At 68.9% G+C, this 19,860-nt stretch carries 21 protein-coding genes and 2 tRNA genes; 13 read left to right on the top strand and 10 right to left on the bottom strand.

Translation table 11 applies throughout. The features are described from left to right. The 3 genes from Q7V15_RS03150 to Q7V15_RS03140 all read right to left on the bottom strand — a co-directional run. Positions 1–141 (bottom strand): GTP-binding protein (locus tag Q7V15_RS03150; RefSeq protein ID WP_296514694.1); only part of this gene is annotated, 141 nt, incomplete at its 3' end. Between the two features lie 52 nt (positions 142–193). Then, a tRNA-Gly gene (locus tag Q7V15_RS03145) sits at positions 194–267 on the bottom strand. A 48-nt stretch (positions 268–315) separates the two neighbouring features. Further along, positions 316–401, bottom strand: a tRNA-Tyr gene (locus Q7V15_RS03140). Between the two features lie 132 nt (positions 402–533). Between Q7V15_RS03140 and rlmB the strand changes: the two genes are divergently transcribed. The 6 genes from rlmB to Q7V15_RS03110 all read left to right on the top strand — a co-directional run bounded on the left by rlmB (position 534) and on the right by Q7V15_RS03110 (position 6,391). Further along, positions 534–1,325, top strand: coding sequence for a 23S rRNA (guanosine(2251)-2'-O)-methyltransferase RlmB (gene rlmB / locus Q7V15_RS03135; RefSeq protein ID WP_370689760.1), 792 nt, complete (start codon positions 534–536; stop codon positions 1,323–1,325). 131 nt (positions 1,326–1,456) lie between these two features. Continuing rightward, entirely contained in the window at positions 1,457–2,602 is a 1,146-nt protein-coding gene (locus Q7V15_RS03130; RefSeq protein ID WP_304753788.1) for a hypothetical protein, read from the top strand. 78 nt (positions 2,603–2,680) lie between these two features. Then, positions 2,681–3,409, top strand: coding sequence for a TerC family protein (locus Q7V15_RS03125; protein WP_304753787.1), 729 nt, complete (start codon positions 2,681–2,683; stop codon positions 3,407–3,409). 59 nt (positions 3,410–3,468) lie between these two features. Further along, entirely contained in the window at positions 3,469–4,518 is a 1,050-nt protein-coding gene (locus Q7V15_RS03120; protein WP_304753785.1) for a DUF2157 domain-containing protein, read from the top strand. Continuing rightward, complete coding sequence (locus Q7V15_RS03115; RefSeq protein WP_304753784.1) at positions 4,515–5,162, top strand: GDYXXLXY domain-containing protein; 648 nt, start codon at positions 4,515–4,517, stop codon at positions 5,160–5,162. Before Q7V15_RS03120 ends, Q7V15_RS03115 begins: the two co-directional genes overlap by 4 nt. 2 nt (positions 5,163–5,164) lie before the next feature. Beyond that, entirely contained in the window at positions 5,165–6,391 is a 1,227-nt protein-coding gene (locus Q7V15_RS03110; RefSeq protein ID WP_304753783.1) for a TIGR03862 family flavoprotein, read from the top strand. On the opposite strand, the gene metG is transcribed toward Q7V15_RS03110, so the two are convergent. Continuing rightward, a complete protein-coding gene (gene metG, locus Q7V15_RS03105; RefSeq protein WP_304753781.1) occupies positions 6,388–8,202 on the bottom strand; it encodes a methionine--tRNA ligase in 1,815 nt (604 codons plus the stop codon). The genes Q7V15_RS03110 and metG overlap by 4 nt on opposite strands. A 91-nt stretch (positions 8,203–8,293) precedes the next feature. Then, positions 8,294–8,677 (bottom strand): DMT family protein, encoded by a 384-nt coding sequence (locus tag Q7V15_RS03100; RefSeq protein ID WP_304753780.1) that lies wholly within the window; start codon positions 8,675–8,677, stop codon positions 8,294–8,296. 93 nt (positions 8,678–8,770) lie between these two features. Here Q7V15_RS03100 and Q7V15_RS03095 point away from each other — a divergent pair, with 93 nt between their 5' ends. The 6 genes from Q7V15_RS03095 to Q7V15_RS03070 are packed head-to-tail and all read left to right on the top strand — an operon-like array spanning position 8,771 to position 13,221. Next, positions 8,771–9,883, top strand: coding sequence for a polyamine ABC transporter substrate-binding protein (locus tag Q7V15_RS03095; RefSeq protein ID WP_304753778.1), 1,113 nt, complete (start codon positions 8,771–8,773; stop codon positions 9,881–9,883). A gap of 34 nt (positions 9,884–9,917) precedes the next feature. Continuing rightward, complete coding sequence (locus Q7V15_RS03090) at positions 9,918–11,075, top strand: ABC transporter ATP-binding protein (RefSeq protein ID WP_304753776.1); 1,158 nt, start codon at positions 9,918–9,920, stop codon at positions 11,073–11,075. Further along, positions 11,072–12,022 carry an ABC transporter permease subunit gene (locus Q7V15_RS03085; protein ID WP_304753774.1) on the top strand — a complete coding sequence of 317 codons (951 nt, stop codon included), beginning with the start codon at positions 11,072–11,074 and terminating at the stop codon, positions 12,020–12,022. The genes Q7V15_RS03090 and Q7V15_RS03085 overlap by 4 nt, the downstream gene beginning before the upstream one ends. Next, complete coding sequence (locus Q7V15_RS03080; protein WP_304753773.1) at positions 12,022–12,813, top strand: ABC transporter permease; 792 nt, start codon at positions 12,022–12,024, stop codon at positions 12,811–12,813. The genes Q7V15_RS03085 and Q7V15_RS03080 overlap by 1 nt, the downstream gene beginning before the upstream one ends. Before the next feature lie 55 nt (positions 12,814–12,868). Further along, on the top strand, positions 12,869–13,045 hold the full coding sequence (locus Q7V15_RS03075; RefSeq protein ID WP_304753772.1) for a hypothetical protein: 177 nt from the start codon (positions 12,869–12,871) through the stop codon (positions 13,043–13,045). Next, positions 13,042–13,221 carry a hypothetical protein gene (locus Q7V15_RS03070; RefSeq protein WP_304753770.1) on the top strand — a complete coding sequence of 60 codons (180 nt, stop codon included), beginning with the start codon at positions 13,042–13,044 and terminating at the stop codon, positions 13,219–13,221. The genes Q7V15_RS03075 and Q7V15_RS03070 overlap by 4 nt, the downstream gene beginning before the upstream one ends. A gap of 10 nt (positions 13,222–13,231) precedes the next feature. Here Q7V15_RS03070 and Q7V15_RS03065 read toward each other — a convergent pair whose 3' ends face one another. The 5 genes from Q7V15_RS03065 to Q7V15_RS03045 are packed head-to-tail and all read right to left on the bottom strand — an operon-like array spanning position 13,232 to position 18,740. Next, positions 13,232–14,353, bottom strand: coding sequence for a glutathione S-transferase family protein (locus tag Q7V15_RS03065; RefSeq protein ID WP_304753768.1), 1,122 nt, complete (start codon positions 14,351–14,353; stop codon positions 13,232–13,234). A gap of 51 nt (positions 14,354–14,404) precedes the next feature. Continuing rightward, a complete protein-coding gene (locus Q7V15_RS03060; protein WP_304753766.1) occupies positions 14,405–14,884 on the bottom strand; it encodes a GNAT family N-acetyltransferase in 480 nt (159 codons plus the stop codon). Then, positions 14,881–16,290, bottom strand: a complete 1,410-nt coding sequence (locus Q7V15_RS03055; RefSeq protein WP_304753765.1) for an amidase — start codon at positions 16,288–16,290, stop codon at positions 14,881–14,883. Before Q7V15_RS03055 ends, Q7V15_RS03060 begins: the two co-directional genes overlap by 4 nt. Positions 16,291–16,317: 27 nt before the next feature. Then, the gene (locus Q7V15_RS03050) at positions 16,318–17,469 is read right to left on the bottom strand and encodes a DSD1 family PLP-dependent enzyme (protein WP_304753763.1); all 1,152 of its coding nucleotides are present in this window, start codon (positions 17,467–17,469) and stop codon (positions 16,318–16,320) included. An 11-nt stretch (positions 17,470–17,480) separates the two neighbouring features. Continuing rightward, a complete protein-coding gene (locus Q7V15_RS03045) occupies positions 17,481–18,740 on the bottom strand; it encodes a D-arabinono-1,4-lactone oxidase (RefSeq protein ID WP_304753761.1) in 1,260 nt (419 codons plus the stop codon). 173 nt (positions 18,741–18,913) lie between these two features. Between Q7V15_RS03045 and Q7V15_RS03040 the strand changes: the two genes are divergently transcribed. Next, the coding region (locus tag Q7V15_RS03040; protein ID WP_304753760.1) for a glycoside hydrolase family 15 protein at positions 18,914–19,860 on the top strand (947 nt) is incomplete at its 3' end.

The following is a 19,860-nucleotide window of genomic DNA, read 5'->3' as shown; positions in this document are numbered from 1 at the left end:
GTACTTCTTCGCCGTGGCGCCACCGGACTTCGCCAGCGTCATCGTAATCGCCGCCGTCAGCGTCGTCTTGCCATGGTCAACGTGACCAATCGTGCCGATGTTGCAATGCGGCTTATTGCGTTCAAACTTCTCTTTGGCCATCAGGGTCCTGCCGGCGATGCGCCCGTGGGCGTATTTAAGGGTGTCGGATTATTGGAGCGGGTAGCGGGAATCGAACCCGCATCCTCAGCTTGGAAGGCTGCTGCACTACCATTGTGCTATACCCGCGCCGAAGGCTGCGGGGACGCCGCAATACTCCTTGTATGAACCGGCGCGTGGTGGGGGAAGTAGGACTCGAACCTACGAAGGCGTACGCCAGCGGATTTACAGTCCGCCCCCTTTGCCACTCGGGACATTCCCCCGCGCGCTCGGAACCGTCCTGAGCCCTGAACAAATTACCTCCGCCCCGGGTTGCCGCCTCTGCTAGAAGCATCGCCAACAACGCCGGAACGGGCGGAGACCTGTCCCGGCCTCAAAATGGAGCGCGTCTTATAGTGTCGTCGATCCGGGAACGCAACGCGCCCCGAAACAAGCGTCGAAGTGGGCGAGAAACCCCTTCTGTCACAAGGCCTGAGGGCCCTTCCGCCGCCTGGTTCTGGGGCTGGCACGCCGTGCTGGCGGCCCTGGAGAACCCCGATCGGGAGCCGCCACAGCGAATCCTCGCCACCGCTGAGCGCGCTGCTGACCTGTCCCGCCGCTTTCCGGGGCTGGTCATCGAAACCGTCGATTCGCAGCGCCTGGCCAATCTCCTGCCCGGGGCGGTCCATCAGGGCGTCGCCCTGCGGCCAGGCGATCTGCCCGAGGTCGCCCTGGAGTCCTTCTCCCCGGACAAGGGGGCGGTTCTGCTGATGCTTGACCAGGTGACAGACCCGCAGAATGTCGGCGCGCTGCTTCGCTCGGCCGCCGCCTTTGGCTGCGCCGGCGTCATCCTGCAGGACCGCAACGCCCCCCAACTGACCGGCGCCCTGGCCAAGGCCGCCGTCGGCGCTGTGGACAAGATTCCGGTGGCCCGGGTGGTCAATCTGTCCCGCGCCCTCGACCAGCTGGCCGATATGGGCTGGCGCGCCGTGGGCCTGGATGGCGAGGCTGAGGCCACCCTCGACACCGTCATGGACGGGTCAGCCACGGTGCTGGTCATGGGGTCGGAAGGGGCTGGCCTGCGACGGCTGGTGGCCGAGCATTGCGACGTCCTGGCCAAGATCCCGATGCCGGGAGGATTTGAGAGTCTGAACGTCTCAGCGGCGGGCGCCATCGCCCTCTATGAGGCTTCCAGACCTCGCCCCTGAGGAGAAGTAGGTTCCCCTCCGTCGATTCACGGCTTTGATTTCACGACCACGTCGTGATTTCTTGGTTAACCTAGGCGCGGTGGCGCTTGCACAACGACCGGTACGGGGGACGTCCGATGGCGATCAGGACCTTGAAGCAGACTCTGAGCCTCGCGGCGACGGCGACTCTGTTAGCCGCTGCAGGCTGCAGCGCGCCGTCCGGGCCCAGCGCCCACGGGGGGGACTACTATTCCGAGGCCCCGCCCCCGCCGCCCCTGATGGGCGAGGCCCCCGGCTATTATCAGGATCAGACGGGCCTGATGGGCGGCCCCCCTGGCCCGCCGACGGATGTCTATACAGGCCAGAATCTGCCCCCTGCGGGCTCACGGCATGATGGCGTGGTCACCTTCCGCCGCGCCGACGGCGTGTTGATCACCACCATGCGGCCCATCGCCAATCCGGAAGATATGACCGCCGAAGAGCGCCTACGGGTCTATGGGCCGCCCCGCGCCGTCGCTGTGGCGCCGACCCGCCGGGCGCACAGCTCTGACGCCCGAATGGCGCCCTCGACCGGCCGAACCCAGGCCGCAGCGCCGACCCCGGCCCGAGTCGCACCCGCAGCTCCGCCTGCGACGGTCTCTCCCGCGCCCGCGGCAAAGGCGCCGGCCGCGCCTGCGCCTGTCGCTAAGGCGCCTGCGGCGAAGGCCCCCGCTGCGCCGGCTCCTGCGCCCACCACCACCCAGGCCCCGAGCGCGCCCGCCCCGGCAGAGACCGAGGGAGCCAGGAGCGGCGGCTTCTTCAGCTTCCTCGAGCGCTTCAAGTTCTGGGACCGCCAGGTCACCGTGCCGGACGCCGACGCCGCTGCGGAACGCGCCGGCGAGGCCGCCCGGGAAGCCGGCGGCATGGCCAGCCAGGCGGCTGACGCCGCGCGCACCGCCGCCGTGGACGCCGCCGCCAGCGCCGAAGGCCAGGGCGTTTCCACCCGCACCATTCTGCTCGCCCTGGCGGTCCTCGCCGGCGTCCTGATCCTGGCGGCGGTGTCACGGAACGCCGCAGCCAAGCGCCGGGAATCCCAGCGTCGCCGACGCTTCCAGACCTTTGGCTACGGCTCGGCCGCCTCAGGTCAGCGCGATGAGGCCGATGACGGCGGACGGGGCTCCGGCCTCGCCGCCCCCCTCGCCGCTGCGGCGGCCGGCGCCGTCGCGGCCACGGCCTACGCCAATCACAGGCAGGAGAAGGCCGAGGAGGCGCAGGCCGCCGAGGTCGAGGCCGCCGAGCGGGAAAACGAGCCCGCCTGAGCGGCTCGCCAACCCGGCGGACTCCAAAGCCAAGAATAGGCGTTGCGGAGGGCTTGAGCCTGTCGCATTGAGGCGATCATGTTTGAGTCCTTGCTCGCCGAACACGGCCCCGCCCTCACGGCCCTCTTTCAGGTTCTGCTGATCGACCTTGTCCTGGCCGGCGACAACGCCGTCGCCGTGGGCCTGGCCGCAGGCGCCCTGCCGGCGGAGCAGCGCAAAAAAGCCATTCTCTATGGCCTGATCGCCGCGGTGATCATGCGCATCGGCTTTGCGCTGATCACCACCCAGCTCCTCGGCATCATCGGCCTGCTGTTCGCCGGCGGCCTGCTGCTGATGTGGGTCTGCTGGAAGATGTGGAAGGAGCTGCGCGAGCAGGCCGTGGTCGATGAGGCCGACGCAGAGGCGGTTCTCGACGGCGATCCGACGACCCATCCGACGCCGCGCCCGGTCAAGAGCTTCCGCGCCGCCTTCATCCAGATCCTGATCGCCGACCTCTCCATGTCCCTGGACAACGTCCTGGCCGTGGCCGGCGCGGCCCGGGAACATCCGGGCATCCTGGTGTTCGGCCTGATCCTGTCCATCGCCCTGATGGGCGTGGCCGCGACCTACATCGCCAGCCTGCTGCACAGATACCGCTGGATCGGCTATATCGGCCTGGTCGTGGTGCTGTATGTCGCCCTCTCCATGGTTTGGGAGGGGCATCGCAACGCCATTGTGAAGCTCGACGCCGTCGACTCCTACAACGCCGTCATGCCGGGCTTCCTGGACATCTCCCCTGAGGAGGCGGCCGAACACCGTCTCCACTAGACTGACCTCGACCAGGGCCAGGACGCATCCGTCCACGGCCAGCCGATGCGGAGCCTAGGATGGCGGCCTACAAGGCGCGACTGAGCGCGGACCTGGAACGCTGGATCGCCCAGGGGCTGGTGGCGGCCGAGTCCCGCCAACCGATCCTGGACAGCGTGACCGAGGCCCGGCGGATCGACGCCGGCGTCGCCCTGGCGATCATGGGCGCCATCCTGGCGGGTCTGGCGGCCATCGCCTTTGTGGCGGCCAACTGGGACGCAATTCCTCGCCTGGCGCGCTTCGCCCTGATTCTCACGGTCTTCGCCGCGACGGCGGCGGCCGCGGCCTGGGGAGCCGCGCGCGGCCGTCCCCTGGTGCGCGACATATTGCTGGGGGTGGCGGCCCTGATCTACGCCGGCGCCATCGGCCTGACCGGACAGATCTTCGACCTGGCTGGCGATCCCCAGGCGGCCCTTCGCGGGGCGGGCCTGGCGGCGATCCTGCTGGCCCTGGCGGGTCGCTCCAATGCTGCGGCCATCGCCGCCGTGGCGCTGATCGGCCTGGGAGACTTCGCCGGACCGGACGGATTGTTTGACCTGAAGCTCCGCTGGCTCGCCCTGGCGGCGCCCGCCGCCGCCCTGCTGGCTGTGGCCTGGAGATCTCGCAGCCTCGCCCATCTGGCTGGCCCAGCCATGGTGGTGGGCTGGTTGTTCGCCACGTCGGATGTGGCCCAGGCCGGCTACCTGGCCCTGGCGGGCGCCTTCGCCGCCGCCGCCCTCGCCGCCCGCTGGGGGAGCGAGCAGGAGCGACCGGCCACCGGCGTCCTCTATGGCTGGATGTGCGCTGGCGCGCTGCTCGCCTTCGCCGTGGCCGGATTCAGCGACGACACCCTGGGCCTGGTCCACCGCCTGGCCTGGCTGATCCTGTCTGGCGCCGCCATAGCCCTTGGTCTGCACGACCGGGCGTCCGCGGTCACCGCTGTCGGCGTTCTGTCGGCCATCGGCGCGGTCAGCGCCATTCTGATGGATCTGGGCCTTGGCCTGATGACCGCGGCAGGGGTCTTCGCCGGTTGCGCTCTCCTGGCTCTGGCGGCCGGCGCCCTGCTCCGTCGCAAAAGGGCCAAGACATGAACCGCCTTTCCAGCCCCCGGGCCCTGGCCCTGCGGATCGGCCTGGTCGCCGCCCTGCTGGTCCTGGCCCTCGTCGGCCTGCTGGTCCGTGAGGACCGCGCCCGGGCGAGCGGCCAGGAGGTCCGACTGGCCATGGAGGCGGTCGACCCCCGCAGCCTGCTCAGCGGCCACTATGCGGCCCTGCAACTCACCCAGACCCTGCCCAGGGGACGGGACTGCCCGCCGGATCTTGAGGCCCATTTCGAGGGCGATGACAGTTGGGTGGCCCTGTCGCCCGGCCCGGATGGCGTCCACCAGGTGACTGGCGCCGGGGCGACCCGCGTCGCCGCCCTCAGCCATGGCCCCGTGGTCGTCCGCGGCCAGGCCCAATGCCGCCAGGCCTTCGCCGAACCGCCCCGTGAGCCGGTGGACGGCGTTCCCCCTGCGGATGACCGGCCCCGGGAGACCGTCGTCACCCTGGATATCGGCGTGGATCGGTTCTATGCCGATCAGGAGGAGGCTGAGGCTCTGGAAGCCGCCCTGCGCCAGCAGGGTCAGGTTGCGGCGCCCCCGGCCTTCGCCATCGTCTCCATCGGCCGTGATGGCCGCGCACGCCTCAAGGGCGTCGAGGTGGGCGGCGTCCGCGCAGACCTGAACTGGTTCTAGACATGAGCGACCCCAAGGCCTCTCCCGTCGCCGTCATCGGCGGCGGTCCGGCCGGACTCATGGCCGCCGAGACCCTGGCGGCCGCCGGCCTGGCCGTCAGCGTCTATGAGCGCATGCCCAGCCTGGGACGGCGCTTCCTGATGGCCGGACGCGGCGGGCTGAACCTCACCCATTCCGAACCCCTGGCGACCTTCAAAACTCGCTTTGGCCCGGCGAGCGAGACCCTGGACGGCCCGCTAGAGGCCTTTGCGCCCGATGATCTGCGCGCCTGGGCCGAGGGACTTGGCCAGGAGACCTTTGTCGGCTCCAGCGGCCGGATCTTTCCCCGCGCCCTGAAGGCCTCGCCCCTGCTGCGGGCCTGGATCGGCCGACTCACCGCCGGGGGCGTGCGGTTTCACCTGCGCCATGACTGGACCGGCTGGACGCCGGATGGAGCGCTGGTCTTCTCCACTCCCGATGGTCAGGTGACCGCAACCCCCGCCGCCACCGTGCTGGCGCTGGGCGGCGCGAGCTGGCCCCGGCTGGGGGCCAATGGCGCCTGGGCCGGTGTGCTCGCCGAAGCCGGCGCGCCGGTGGCGACCTTCGCCCCCGCCAATGTCGGGGTGCGCGCGGGCTGGAGCCCAGAATTTGCGGCCCGCTTCGCCGGCGCGCCGCTCAAATCCATCGCGCTCACCTTTGGGGAGACCCGCCTGCTGGGCGAGGCCCTGATCACCGCCCAGGGCCTGGAAGGCGGCGGCGTCTACGCCCTGTCGCCCCTCATTCGCGCCGCTCTGTCTGGGGGCGGCCAGGCGCAGCTTATTCTGGACCTGCGGCCGGATATGCGTCGGGGCGACCTGGCCTCCCGTCTCATCGGGGGCCGATCCGGCGACAGCCTGTCCAATCGCCTGCGCAAAATGCTGAAGCTCTCCTCTGCGGAGATCGGCCTGCTGCGGGAAGCCTTCGGCGCCGACCTGCCCCGTAGCCCGGTGGGACTGGCCGAGGCGATCAAGGCCCTGCCCGTTTCCCTCACCGGCCTGGTGGGGCTGGAGCGGGCCATCTCCACCGCCGGCGGTCTGAAGTTCGAGGGCCTGGATCAGCGCCTGATGGTCAAGGCCCGCCCGGGCGTGTTCGCCGCCGGCGAGATGCTGGACTGGGAGGCGCCCACCGGCGGCTACCTGTTGCAGGCCAGCTTCGCCACCGGCGCAGCCGCCGCCAAGGGCGTGATCAGCTGGCTGGCTGAACAGGCCTAGGCCGGCTCGGCTTCGGCCCCGAACCGCTCGCGCCACTCGGCCACCTGGGCGTCCTCGATCTTGCGGAACAGGACGTCAGGCGCCGCCACCGGGGTCCCCGGCGCCAGCAGGTTCAGCAGGGCTGCGCCCTCCCCTTGCGGCCAGCGCCCAGGGAAGGTCTCGCCCACACCGCCCGCGATCTTTTCAGCCGCGAACGGGATGAAGGGTTCTGACACCTTGGCGAACAGCGCCACCAGGTTCAGGCCCGTCCGCACGGCGACCGCGGCGCGGTCCCGATCGGTCTTGATGGCGGTCCAGGGGGCGGCTTCGGTCAGATACTGATTGCCCAGCACCCAGAGCTGGCGCAGGGCCTGGGCCGACTTGCGCATCTCGATGGCTTCCATCAGCTCGGTCAGCTCGGCGAGCTTGGCGGCCACGTCGGCGGCGAGCTTGATCTCCAGCTCGCCAGGCTCGCCGCCGTCGGGGACGACGCCTTCGAAGCGGGTTTCCGTGAACTTCAGGATGCGGTTGACGAAATTGCCCAGCACGTCGGCCAGGTCGGCGTTCACCTGAACCTGGAACTGCTCCCAGGTGAAGGTGGCGTCAGATCCTTCCGGCGCATTGGCGAAGACCCACCAGCGCCAGTAGTCGGCGGGCAGCAGTTCCAGGGCCTGATCCATGAACACACCGCGCTTCTGCGAGGTGGAGAACTTGCCGCCGTAATAGTCGAGCCAGTTGAAGCCCTTGAGCCGGTCCACCAGCTTCCAGGGCGCATTGTTCACCGCCCGCCAGGCGCCGTCGGGGCCGCGCTGCTCATTGGCCCCGATCAGGGTGCAGGGGAAGCCGACCGTGTGGAAGGGCACATTGTCCTTGCCCATGAACTCCACATAGGTGACGTCGGCGGCGAGCGGCTCGCGCCACCAGCGCTCCCATTCCGCCTCTTCGGCCTGGCCCCTGCCCTCGGCGGCGGCCTTGGCGTCAGCCCACTCCCAGGTGGCTCCGATATATTCGATGGGGGCGTCGAACCAGACATAGAAGACCTTGCCCGCCAGACCTTCGACGTCTGGCGTGGCGCCATCGGGATTGGGCCCCCAGTCGGCGGCGTTGACCGGCACGCCCCATTCCAGGTCGCGAGTGACGCCCCGGTCCTGCAGGCCTTCGTCCAGCCACTTCAGCGCGATGGAGGTGACCAGCAGCGGCCAGTCGCCCTTCTTGCCGTCGATCCAGGCGCGCAGCTTGTCAGAAAACAGGCTCTGGCGAAGGAACAGGTGCTTGGAGGGGCGGATCTCGATGTCGTCCGAGCCCGAGACCGCCGAGCGCGGGGCGATCAGGTCGGCGGGGTCGAGCACCCGGGTGCAGTTCTCGCACTGGTCGCCGCGGGCGGCGGTGTAGCCACAGTGGGGGCAGGTCCCGATCACATAGCGGTCGGGCAGAAAGCGCTTGTCCGCGTTGGAATAGACCTGCTGGGTGACCTTCTCCTCGATAAAGCCGGCCTCCCAGAGGGTCTGGGCGAAGCGCTGGGTCAGCTTGCGATTCTGCGGCGAAGACGAGCGGCCAAAATGGTCCCAGGAGAGGCCAAACCTCGCCCCAAGTTCGGCCTGAACCTCATGCTGGGCCGCGCAGAAGGCCGCGGGATCAACCCCCGCCTCGGCCGCCGCCAACTCGGTGGGCGTGCCGTGCTCGTCGGTGGCGCAGATGTAGAGGGTCTCGCGGCCCCGCGACCGCTGGAACCGGGCATAGACGTCGGCCGGCAGCATGGAGCCCGCGAGCGTCCCCAGGTGCTTGATCCCGTTGATATAGGGCAAGGCCGAGGTGATGAGGATGCGGGACATGGGGTTGCCGGCTCGTATGAGAGGGTCGTGAGGGCGGGCTTATATGGCGCCGCGCCCGGCTTGCCAAAAGCCGTGACCGTGGCGGCGTCGCTTAAACGCGGATTGGCCCCTTGAAGATGAACAGCGCCCCGGCCGCGATCAGGCAAAAGCCGATAGCGTGGTTCCAGGTGAAGCGCTCACCCAGATACATCACCGAGAAGACGGCGAAGACCGCGAGCGTGATCACCTCCTGCATGGTCTTCAGTTCGGCCGGCGAATAGACGGCCCGTCCGATCCGGTTGGCGGGCACCGCCAGGCAGTATTCGAAGAACGCGATGCCCCAGCTGACCATGATGATGATCCACAGGGGCCGATGCTCCACCTTCAGATGACCGTACCAGGCGAAGGTCATGAAGATATTGGAGAACACCAGCAGCACCACGGGAGCGACGAAGGCCATCAAGGGGGTCAGGCCAGGCGCCAGGCTGGGGGGCATCAGTGATCTCCCAAGGGTTCTGCGTCGATTGGGGTCTTAACCCCCGCGCCATGGGCCTTATAAGCAGAAGCAGGGCTGCTGAGGGAGAGCGTGATGCGGGCTTGGGGTTTGAAGACGGGATTGGCGGCGGTGAGCGCGGCGGCCCTGCTGGGCTTGGGCGCCTGCGGCCAGGGCCAGAGCGCCAGCCAGACGGTGCGCATCTACAACTGGTCGGACTATATCGATCCCCAGCTCCTGGAGGCCTTCACTAGCGATACCGGCCTCAAGGTCGTCTACGACACCTTTGATTCCAACGAGGTGCTGGAGACCAAGATGCTCCAGGGCGGCACCGGCTATGACGTGGTCACGCCGTCAAACCACAACATTCCGCGCTATATCGAGGCTGGCGCCCTTGCCGAACTGGACAAGTCCAAGCTGACCAATATCGGCAATCTGTCGCCCAAGATCATGGCCTATATGGAGCCCTTCGATCCGGGCGGCCGCTACACCGTGCCCTATATGTGGGGAACCGTCGGCATCGGCTTCAACGTCCAGAAGGTGGCTGAGCGCCTGCCCGGCGTGACTATCGATTCCTGGAACGTGCTGTTTGCGCCGGAAAACATCGCCAGGCTGGCCGACTGCGGGGTCCACTTCCTCGACGCCTCGGAAGACATGTACGCCGTGGCGCTCAACTATATCGGCAAGGACCCCAATTCCACGACCGTGGCCGACTATCAGGCCGCCACCGAGATGCTGATGGCCGTGCGGCCACATGTGCGGAAGTTCCACTCCTCGGAGTATGTCAACGGCCTGGCCAACGGCGATATCTGCGTGGCCATCGGCTATTCCGGCGACATCTTCCAGGCCGCCGACCGGGCGTCGGAAGCCGGCGCGGGCGTCGAGGTGGACTATGTGATCCCCAGCGAAGGCAGCCAGATCTGGTTCGACGTCTTCGCCATTCCGGTGGACGCCCCCAATCCGGACGCGGCCTACGCCTTTCTGGACTTCATGCTGCGCCCAGACGTGATCGCCACGGCGTCCAACTACACCGCCTACGCCAACGCCAATGAACCGGCCACGGCCCTGGTGGACCCTGAGGTGCGCGACGATCCGCGCATCTATCCCAGCGACGAGGTGATGGGCCGCCTGTTCGTCACCACCGCCAAGGGCCAGGACCTGGTCCGCGAGGTGAACCGGCTCTGGACCCGGGTCCAGACGGGTCAGTGACCCGGCCCGTCACGCCCTGGGAGCTCGACCCCTCGTGAACACCAAGCCGCGTTTGAACATCGGCGCGGTGCGCTCGAGCTTTGCCCCCTGGGCGGACCCCTCGGCCAAACCGCTGGTCCGGTTCGATCAGGTGACCAAGCGGTTCGGCGGCGAAACCGCCGTCGATGCGGTGTCACTGGACATCTATGAGGGGGAGTTCTTCGCCCTGCTGGGGCCGTCAGGCTGTGGCAAGTCGACCCTGATGCGGATGCTGGCGGGGTTCGAAACCCCGGACCTCGGCCGCATCACCCTGGGCGGCGAGGACCTGGCCGGACGACCGCCGCACCTGCGGCCTGTGAACATGATGTTCCAGTCCTACGCCCTCTTCCCCCATCTGACCGTGGCCCAGAACATCGCCTTTGGCCTGCGCCAGCAGAAAAAGCCCAAGGACGAGATCGCCGCCCGGGTCGATGAGATGCTGGCCCTGGTGCGGCTGGAGGGCCTGGCCCACCGCAAGCCCCATCAGCTGTCGGGCGGCCAGAAGCAGCGGGTGGCCCTGGCCCGCGCCATTGCGCCCAAGCCGCGCATGCTGCTGCTGGACGAACCTCTGGGCGCCCTGGACCGCAAGCTCCGCGAAGAAACCCAGTTCGAGCTGATGGCCCTGCAGCAGCGGCTGGGCATGACCTTCCTGATCGTCACCCACGACCAGGAAGAGGCGATGATCACCGCCGACCGCATCGCCGTGATGCGGGCCGGCCAGCTGGCCCAGATCGGCCGGCCGGCCGAGGTCTATGAGGCGCCCAATTCCCGCTATGTCGCGGACTTCATCGGCGACGTGAACCTGTTCGAGGCCCGCGTCACCGAGGACGATGGCGACATCATCCGCCTGACCAGTCCTGAAGCCCCGGACGGTCTGGAAGCCATCGAGGACGACGAGATCGCCATAGGCTCCACCGCCTGGCTGGCGGTGCGGCCGGAGAAGATGCGGGTTCACCTGGATCCTCCGCCCCCGGGCCCCAACCGCCTGGAGGGCGTGGTGGCCGATATCGGCTATCTGGGGGACTGGACCACCTATCTGGTGGAACTGCCCGGCGGGCGCACCATCCGGGCGGCCCGGGCCAACGCCAGCCGCGTCGTGGATCGCCCCGTCGACTGGGACGACAGGGTCTGGCTGACCTTTGCGCCCGATTCCGCCGTGGTGCTCACCCGATGAGCGTGACGGGCGCCCCGCGCCCACGACGCCCCTGGAGACGGCTGGGACGCCCCCGGGGAAGCTCCAGCTGGGAGGCCCGCGCGGCCCTCCTCCCCTATCTGTGGCTCGGCCTCTTCTTCTTCGTGCCGTTCCTGCTGGTGGCCAAGCTGTCCCTGTCGGACGTGGTCCTGGCGATTCCGCCCTACGCCCCGCGGCTGGACTGGAGCGCGGGCCTGCCAGGCCTGATCGCCTTCGTCCGCGCCCTGGACTTCGAGGCCTATGCCCGGATGGGCCAGGACGGCCTCTATCTGGCGGCCTATCTCTCCAGCCTGAAGTTCGCCGCCGTGGCCACGGCGATCCTGCTGCTGGTCGGCTATCCGCTGGCCTATGGCATGGCGCGCTGTGGGCCAAGCGTCCGCCAGGCCCTGTTGATGGCCGTGATCCTGCCCTTCTGGACGAGCTTCCTGATCCGGGTCTACGCCTGGATCGCCATCCTGAAGCCCGCCGGCCTGCTGAACATGGCCCTGGCGCAGATCGGCCTGCCGCCGGTCGACATCCTGAACACCGACACGGCCGTCTATATCGGTCTGGTCTACGCCTATCTGCCCTTCATGGTCCTGCCCCTCTATGCGGTGCTGGAGCGGCAGGAGGCTGGTCTGCTGGAAGCCGCCGCAGATCTCGGCTGCACGCCGTTCCAGAGCTTCTGGCGGGTGACCTTCCCCCTGTCCCTGCCCGGCGTGGCGGCGGGCGCCCTGCTCTGCTTCATCCCCATGGTGGGCGAGTTTGTGATCCCCGACCTGCTGGGCGGCTCGGGCACCCTGATGCTGGGCAAGACCATCTGGACGGAGTTCTTCTCCAACCGCGACTGGCCGGCCGCCAGCGCCGTGGCCATCGTGCTGCTCGCCACGCTCGTCATCCCCATTCTGCTGTTCCAGCGCCAGCAGACCAAGATGATGGAGCAGCGCTGATGCGCCGGGGCCCCAGCGCCTTCAACATCGCCGCCATCGTGCTCGGCATGGGCTTCCTCTATCTGCCCATCGTCCTGCTGGTGATCTACTCGTTCAATGAGAGCCGACTGGTCACGGTCTGGGGCGGTTTTTCCACCCGCTGGTATGTGAGCCTGCTCCAGAACGAACAGCTGCTGGCCGCCGCCTGGGTCACCTTGCGGGTGGCGTTCGTCTCAGCAACCCTGGCCACCATCCTCGGGACCCTGGCGGCGCTTGGCCTCGTGCGGGCCGGCCGGTTCAGGGGCCGCACCCTGTTCTCCAGCATGACCTATGCGCCGCTGGTCATGCCCGAGGTGATCCTGGGGTTGTCGCTGCTGCTGCTGTTCGTGTCCGTCGGCGTGGCGCGGGGCTTCTGGACGGTGATGATCGCCCACACCACCCTCACCCTCTGCTACGCCACCGTGGTCGTTCAGGCCCGGCTGGTGTCCTTCGACGAAGCCCTGGAGGAGGCCGCCCGCGACCTGGGCGCGCCGCCCTGGAAGGCCTTCGCCCTGGTGACCCTGCCCAATATCGCGCCCGCGGTGGCGGCGGCCTGGATGCTGGCCTTCACGCTTTCCTTGGACGACCTGGTCATCGCCAGCTTCACCTCAGGACCGGGCGCCACCACCCTGCCGATCCGCATCTACAGCGCCGTGCGCTTAGGCGTCAGCCCGGAGATCAACGCCATCTCCACCCTGCTGATCGGCCTGGTGGCCACCGGCGTCATCGCCGTCTATCTGCTGAACATGCGCAGGCGGACGGCCGCCCCCTGATGTGTCATAGGTGGGACGGCCCTGGAGTCGGGGGTCCTTCACCGCGCGATGATCCATGAAGCCGCCGCCCAAGAGACTGTCAGACCTCAAGGCCCCGGCCCCGCCCATGGACGTCTATGCGCCGCCCAAGCCGCGGGTGTCGCGCCAGAAGCCCGGCAAGGTTCTGACCGCCGCCGAAAAGGCCGCCTTCCTCGCCGCCCGCCCAGACCTCAACGCCGGACCCAAAAAATGAGCGACTCCCCCGCCGATGACGGCCCCGAAGGCGAAACCTCGATCCAGCGCGCTCTGCGGCTAAAGAAGGCCGCCCTGGACGCCAAGCCGAAACCGCCCCGGGGCGGGCGCTTCCAGCGCGAACAGGCCGCAGCTCACCAGTCCTCGTCCAAGTCCAAGCCCTGGATGGGCCGCTAGAACCTGGCGGTCAGGGCCGCGCCCAGACCTCGATGTGATTGCGCCGGTCCACCCGGGCCTGCCGGGGTTGGCCCAGCGCCCCTAGCCCTGAGCGGGCCAGCATGGCGTCGGCCCAGGTCCGGTCCGCGCCGGCCAGCGCGCCAAGGGCGGTTTCCGTCCTCTGGACCATGTAGAGCAGATAGGGCTGCACCCCGACCTCGTCGGGGACCCCGCGATAGCGGCTGGGCGTCACGCCAAGCGTCCGCTGGTGCGGCTTGGCGCTGACCGGTTCTCCATCGGCCGGGGCCAGCCGCTGATAGTGGTCTTCCAGCCAGGCGAGCTTGTCGGCGAGTTCCGCACCCATCTCCGCCCCCATCTCCACGACGAGCGCCTCCAGGGTCTCGGGCACGGCGTCGCCGGCCAGCCAACCGTCGGCCGCCGGCATGTCGGGAATGTCCAGGTCGGGCGCATGCAGGCGCTCGATCCAGCGGAACACGGACGGCGCCTGCCGTTTCATGATGCCTGAGGGCACCGGATCGCGGCCCAAATGGGCGAAAAGCGGCCCAAACAGCCCATAATCCCCAAGGCTCGGCCGGCCGCCCAGCAGATAGGGATGGACCGACAGGTGGGCTTCCAGCGCGGCCAGCAGGCCGTGATAGCCCTGCTCGATCAGCGGAATGGTGTCGGGCCGCACGCCCAGGCCCGGCAAGTAGCTCTGCATCTTGCGCATGGCGCCACGGCTCGGGTCGTCATCGGCGCCCGATACGCCGAAGGCATGATCCAGGAAGGCGCCTTGGACGTCATAATAGCTCCACCGGTAATGCATGGCCGCCCGCAGCAGCCCCTGGGAGCCGAACAGCTGGAACAGGTGCGCCAGGAACAGCTGGCGCGGGCGGTCAGGATAAGCGCTCAGCGCCGTGCCGGCCGCCTCGACGTGGTCGATGATGTCGACGCTGTCCTGGACGATCTGGCCCTCAGGCGTGACCAGAACCGGGATGATCGAACGGCCAATGGCCGGCATCACCTGCTGACGGAACTCCGGCTCCCGGGCCGACCGCTCGACAAAGGCGACACCAGACTTGCGCAGATAGGCCCGCGCCGGGCCGGTATAGAGCGAATGCGGCAGGCCATAGAGGATGTACGGTCGAGTCATGGCTCGGACCTTAGCGCTCGCAACTAGCCCGCTCCACCGCCAAGCGGCGCCTTAGGTGGCCGCGGTCCACCAGGTGGAAGCCAGCGATAGGTCCGTCGCCTCCAGCAGGCCGGTCTTGTCCTCATCTTGGCGAGCCCCGACGACCACGATCTGGGCATAACCTGCGGCTCGCAGGCGCTGACGCGCCTCAATCAGCAACTGAGCGCCGAGGGTCATCCACCTGCCCTGCTCGACCACGAAGTCGTCGATCAGCGCCGTACGTCCCCCAGGGTCGTAGACCGGCGGCGAGGGCGTCGACTGGGCGATCAGGAAGCCTCTCACCTCGCCCTCGAGCTCCGCCACCAGGGCCAGGACCTCAGCCTTGGCGAACAGATGCGCAAACCAGAGTCGGCTCATCTCCGCGGCGTTCTCCGCCCGGCGCCAGAAGCGGGGTTCGAAGGTCTCATAGAGCGCCCGTCTGGCTTCAGCCAACTGCACGCAGGCCTCCACGTCGTCAGCCTCTGCAATGCGGATCGTATCGGACTCCGTCAAAGCGGCGCTGTGCGGTCGAACCAGGGCTTGGCCTGTTCCAGTTGGCCGGCCAGACGGAAGAGGCTCGCCTCCTCGCCCATGGGGGCGACGAACTGCAGGCCGATGGGCAAGCCCTCTTCGCTCCAGGCCAGGGGCACGCTCATGGCCGGCTGGCCAGTGTTGTTGAAGGCCTGGGTGTTGCTCATGAACGAGAACAGACGGCGGGCGTACTGGCTGAGGTCCTCGGTCAGCCAGCCCACCGGCGGCGGCGGCCGACCAGCGGTGGACAGAAGCAGGATGTCATAGTCGGCGAAGAGGCCTGCCACCGCCCGGCCGAAGGCGTGCACCGCGGCGACCGCCTGGACGTACTGCGGCGCCGACATCTCCCGGCCGCGGCGGTAGCTCATCCAAGTGGTGAACTCGACCTCGTCCTCTGCGATGGGGCGGCCGCGGCGCCCGGCCTCGGCGTCGAGGGTGGCGGCCACGCTGGCGGCGATGATCACGCCGGCCGCCTGGGAGAGGGCGGCGAGATCGCCGGGCAGGCTCGCCTCCATCACATCATGGCCGAGGCTCGCGCAGAGGGCGGCGGCGTCGCGCACCGCCTGGACGCACTGCGGGTCCAGTTCCGGGCTGGCGAGGGAGGCGGTGGTGAAGGCGATGCGCAGCTTGCCAGGGTCGCGCCCCACCTCATGGGCGAAGGGCCGTTCCGGCGGCGCCAGGAAATAGGGATCGCCAGCCTGGGGCTGGCAGACGATGTCCAGCAGGGCCGCGCTGTCGCGCACCGAGCGGGTGAGCGCGTGCTGCATGGAGGCGCCGGCCCACCCCTCCCCTGCCGGCGCGAAGGAGACGCGGCCCCGGGAGGGCTTCAGGCCAAACAGGCCGCAGGCGGACGCCGGGACGCGAATGGAGCCGCCGCCATCGCTGGCGTGCGCGCCCGGGACAATGCCGGCCGCGACGGCCGCCGAAGCCCCGCCGGACGATCCCCCCGGCGTATGGTCGAGATTCCACGGATTGCGGGTGGGTCCGAAGAGGGCGGGCTCTGTGACCGGCGCCAGGCCGAACTCCGGCGTATTGGTCTTGCCAAAGATCACCAGACCCGCCCGGCGATAGGCGGCCACGATGGCGCTGTCGGCCTCGGCTCTGGCGTCCCTGAAGGCCCTGGAACCGCCGGTGGTCACCGTGCCGGCCAGCTGGGCGCCCAGGTCCTTGAGCAGGAAGGGCACGCCGCCGAATGGTCCCCCCGTCGCGCTTGCAAGCTCGCTGCGGGCGAAGTCGGACAGGTCCTGGGTGATGGCGTTGATCTGCGGATTGACCACAGCGGCCCGCGTCAGGGCGGTCTCCAGCAGTTCGGCGGCCGACACCTCCCGGCGGGACACCAAGTCGGCCAGGGCGGTCATGTCGTGGCGGCGATAGTCCTCGAACCTCATGGCGCGTCTCCTGATGGTCGGGCGGGGCTAGCGGCTGCGACCGCGGGCGGTGACGGGCCAGATGTCCACCAGGGTGTCGCCACGGACCACATGGTAGCTGTCGTAGAGGTTCACGGTTGGGTCGCAGTGGGGCACGGCCAGGGTGACCAGATCGCTGATGGTGAGGGTCTCGCCGATGCCCGGCGCGATGACAGCCCCCTGCTCGTCGCCCATGAAGGCGAACTGCGCCCCGTCCGGCGCGCCGGCCACCACCTGGGGCGGGGCGGCGTCCGTGGAAAAGGCCTTGAAGCCGGCGTCGACGGTGACCAGGGGGCCATGATTGCCGCTGACCACCCGGGCGTCCACGAACAGGCTGCGCTCATAGGGGGAGGCGCCGGCCTCGGTCAGGGCGCAGGCCAGATACTGGTCATCCATGAAGACATAGGAGCCCACCTGCCACTCGGTGAAGACCCCCAGTTCCAGATCGATCCGGTGGGTGCCAGTGCCACAGCCGGTCACCACGGGCGGCGCCAGGCCAGCGGCCTCCAGGCCCGCGATGGTGGCCTTCAGGGCCGCGGTCTGGGCCAGGATCGCCTCGCGGCGGGCGCCATAGGCCTCGATGTGCTGCTCGCGGCCGCAGTACTTCTGCACGCCGCCGTAGGTCAGGCTGGGCGCCGCGGCGATCTGTCGGGCGAGCGCGACCGCCGCCTCGTCGCTCGCCACGCCGGTGCGGCGGATGCCCGGATCGATGTCCACATAGACGCAGAGCGGCGCATCGGCCGAGGCCGCCGCGGCCAGGGTGGCCACATTGTCGGGATGGTCGGCCACCACCGACAGGCCAGGGCTGCGGGCGTTGAGCGCGATCAGTCTGGCGATGGCCGGGGCCGAGACCACCGGCGAGGTGATGTGCAGGTTTTCGATATCCCCGGCCGCCAGGGCCTCGGCCTCGCCGAGCTTGGCGCAGCAGAGGCCAAACGCGCCGGCCGCCACCTGCCGGCGGGCGATGTCGACGCTCTTGTGCGTCTTGGCGTGGGGGCGCAGGCGAACCCCAGCCGTGGCCGCCAGCTGCGCCATGGCGGCGATGTTGCGGTCGAGGGCGTCCAGGTCGAGCACCAGGACCGGCGTATTGAGCGCGCGGCGCGAACCCTGCTGGCCGATCAGATGCCCGTGCAGGCGGCGGTCGTCGGAGAGGACGGACATGGGGGCTCTTTTCAGCTGAACAGGTCGGCGAGGTGGGGGTTGAGGAACTTGCCCGCGGGATCGGTCTGGCGGCGAACCTCCCGGAAGCGTCCGGCCATCGGATAGAGGGCGTCGACCTCATCGCGCGTCAGGAAGTGCCGCTTGCCCCAGTGAGGCCGGCCGCCATGGCCACGGAAGATGGGTTCGGCGGCGGCGAAGACCTCCCGCCAGGGCATCTTCGCGTACTGGTGCATGGAGATCGACGCGCCTGGCCCCTTGTTGAACGGGCTGATCCAGATGTCGTCAGCCGCCGCCCAGCGGAATTCGAAGGGGAAGGCCACAGGCCGGCGGCCCTTGCGGATCCAGGCGATGACCTCCTTCAGGGCCGGCAGACCGGCCGCGCGGGGCAGTTCGTACTCCATCTCCTCAAACCGGACGTTCCGGGTGGACGGGAAGATCCGGTAGGCCGGCCCCACCTTGTGCACATCGCCCGAGGACCGCGTCATGAACCGCTGGATCGGTCCGGCCAGGAAGGGGAAGGCCTTGGTCATGTCGCAGCAGAACCGGAAGATGTCCTCCTCGTTGCTGGGCTGGCCCCGCGGCGTGTCCTCGGCCTCGATGGGATGCAGGGTCTTGACGATGGCCTCATCGGCATAGGGGAAGACGAAGAACTCGGCGTGCCGGTGGCGTTGGGCGAGGTCATCGAAATTCTCATAGACCCAGGCCATGGGCTTCTTCTCGACCCGCTCCTCCAGCCTGTAGGCCGGCAGCACCTCGATGGTGGCCGCCGTGATCACGCCGAACAGGCCAAGCGACAGGCGCTGGCCTTCAAAAAGGTCCAGGTTCTGGGCGCGGCTGGTCTCCGCCACCGTCCCGTCGGCCATGACCGCACGGACCCCCTGGACCAGAGTCGACAGACTGCCCAGGTCGCGGCCGGTGCCGTGAGTGCCGGTGCCGATGGCGCCGGCCAGGGACTGGGGATTGACGTCCCCCTGATTGGGCAGGGAGAGCCCCTCGTCCCACATGGCCCGGGTGAGGCGCTTCAGGCTCCAGCCGGCCGGCGCTGTGACGGTCTTGCGATCCGGGGCGATGACCAGTTCGCCCTCCAGCTCAGACAGGTTCAGCAGCAGGCCGTCGGTTTCACAGAGCGGGGTGAAGGAGTGGCCCGCGCCGACCACCCGCACCTTGTCGGCCTCGCGCACCAGGGCCTGGAGCTCGGCCTCGGTGCGGGGCTGCTCGAATTTCGCCGGGGCGGCGCGCACGCTGCCTGACCAGTTGGACCAGTTCGCCATCGTCCCTCCCCTGCGCCAGCGTCGAGGCTGGCGACCTTGGCCTACTCAACCCGATTGCGTCGGGCGCCGTCCAGGCCAGAAAGCGCCCGCCCCGCGAACCGAATGCGCGATGCGCCCGTTAGCCTCCCTCATGGGCGGCCAAGGCGTCGGGCCGGCCAGGCGAATGGGGCGATATGCAGAAGATTGAGGACTACGGGTTGATCGGCGACGGCGAGAGCGCGGCGCTGGTCGGGCGAAACGGATCGGTGGACTGGCTGGCCTGGCCCCGTTTCGATTCCGAAGCCTGCTTCGCCGCCCTGCTGGGAGATGAGCGGCACGGTTTCTGGCGCATTGACGCCAAGGGCGCCAAGCCGCTCGCGCGGCGCTATCACGATGGCAGCCTCGTGCTTGAACAGGACTTTGAGGCCCCCGACGGGATTTCCTATCGCATCATCGACTTCATGGAGCCCCGCCAGGGGGACCCCAAGCTGATCCGGCAGGTGGTGGGCCTGAAGGGGCGCAGCCAGCTCCAACTGATGCTCCGTCCCAGGTTCGACTACGGGGCGGTCAAGCCGTGGCTGCACCAGATCGCGCCTGGGACGCTGCGGGCGGTGGCGGGGCCGCACTCGGTCATCCTGCGCGCGCCCTGCCCGTTGGACTACGGGGACGGCGATGTCCGCGGCGACTTCGCCCTGGAGGCCGGCGACAGCCTGAGCTTCATCCTGAGCTACGAACCATCGCACATCTATACGCCCGAGCCCTGTGAGCCGGGGGAGTCGCTGGAGCAGACCCTCGCCTTCTGGCGCGGCTGGTCGGCGCAGAACCACTATGAGGGTCCCTGGGCCGAGGCCGTGAACCGGTCCCTGATCACCATCAAGGCGCTGATCTACGCACCCACCGGCGGCATCATCGCGGCGCCGACCACCTCCCTGCCCGAACAGATCGGCGGCGAGCGAAACTGGGACTACCGGTTTTGCTGGCTGCGCGACGCCTCGTTCTCGGTGCTGTCGCTGATGAACGCCGGCTATCGCAAGGAGGCGGAGGCCTGGTGCGAATGGGTGCTGCGGGCGGTGGCGGGGGATGCGAAGGCCCTTCAGCCGGTCTACGGGCTGGCCGGCGAGCGGCGGCTGGAGGAGCGGGA

It is taken from the genome of Phenylobacterium sp., assembly GCF_030651755.1.
In the GTDB taxonomy this organism is placed as follows: domain Bacteria; phylum Pseudomonadota; class Alphaproteobacteria; order Caulobacterales; family Caulobacteraceae; genus Phenylobacterium.
This window is presented reverse-complemented; position numbering and strand designations above follow the sequence as displayed.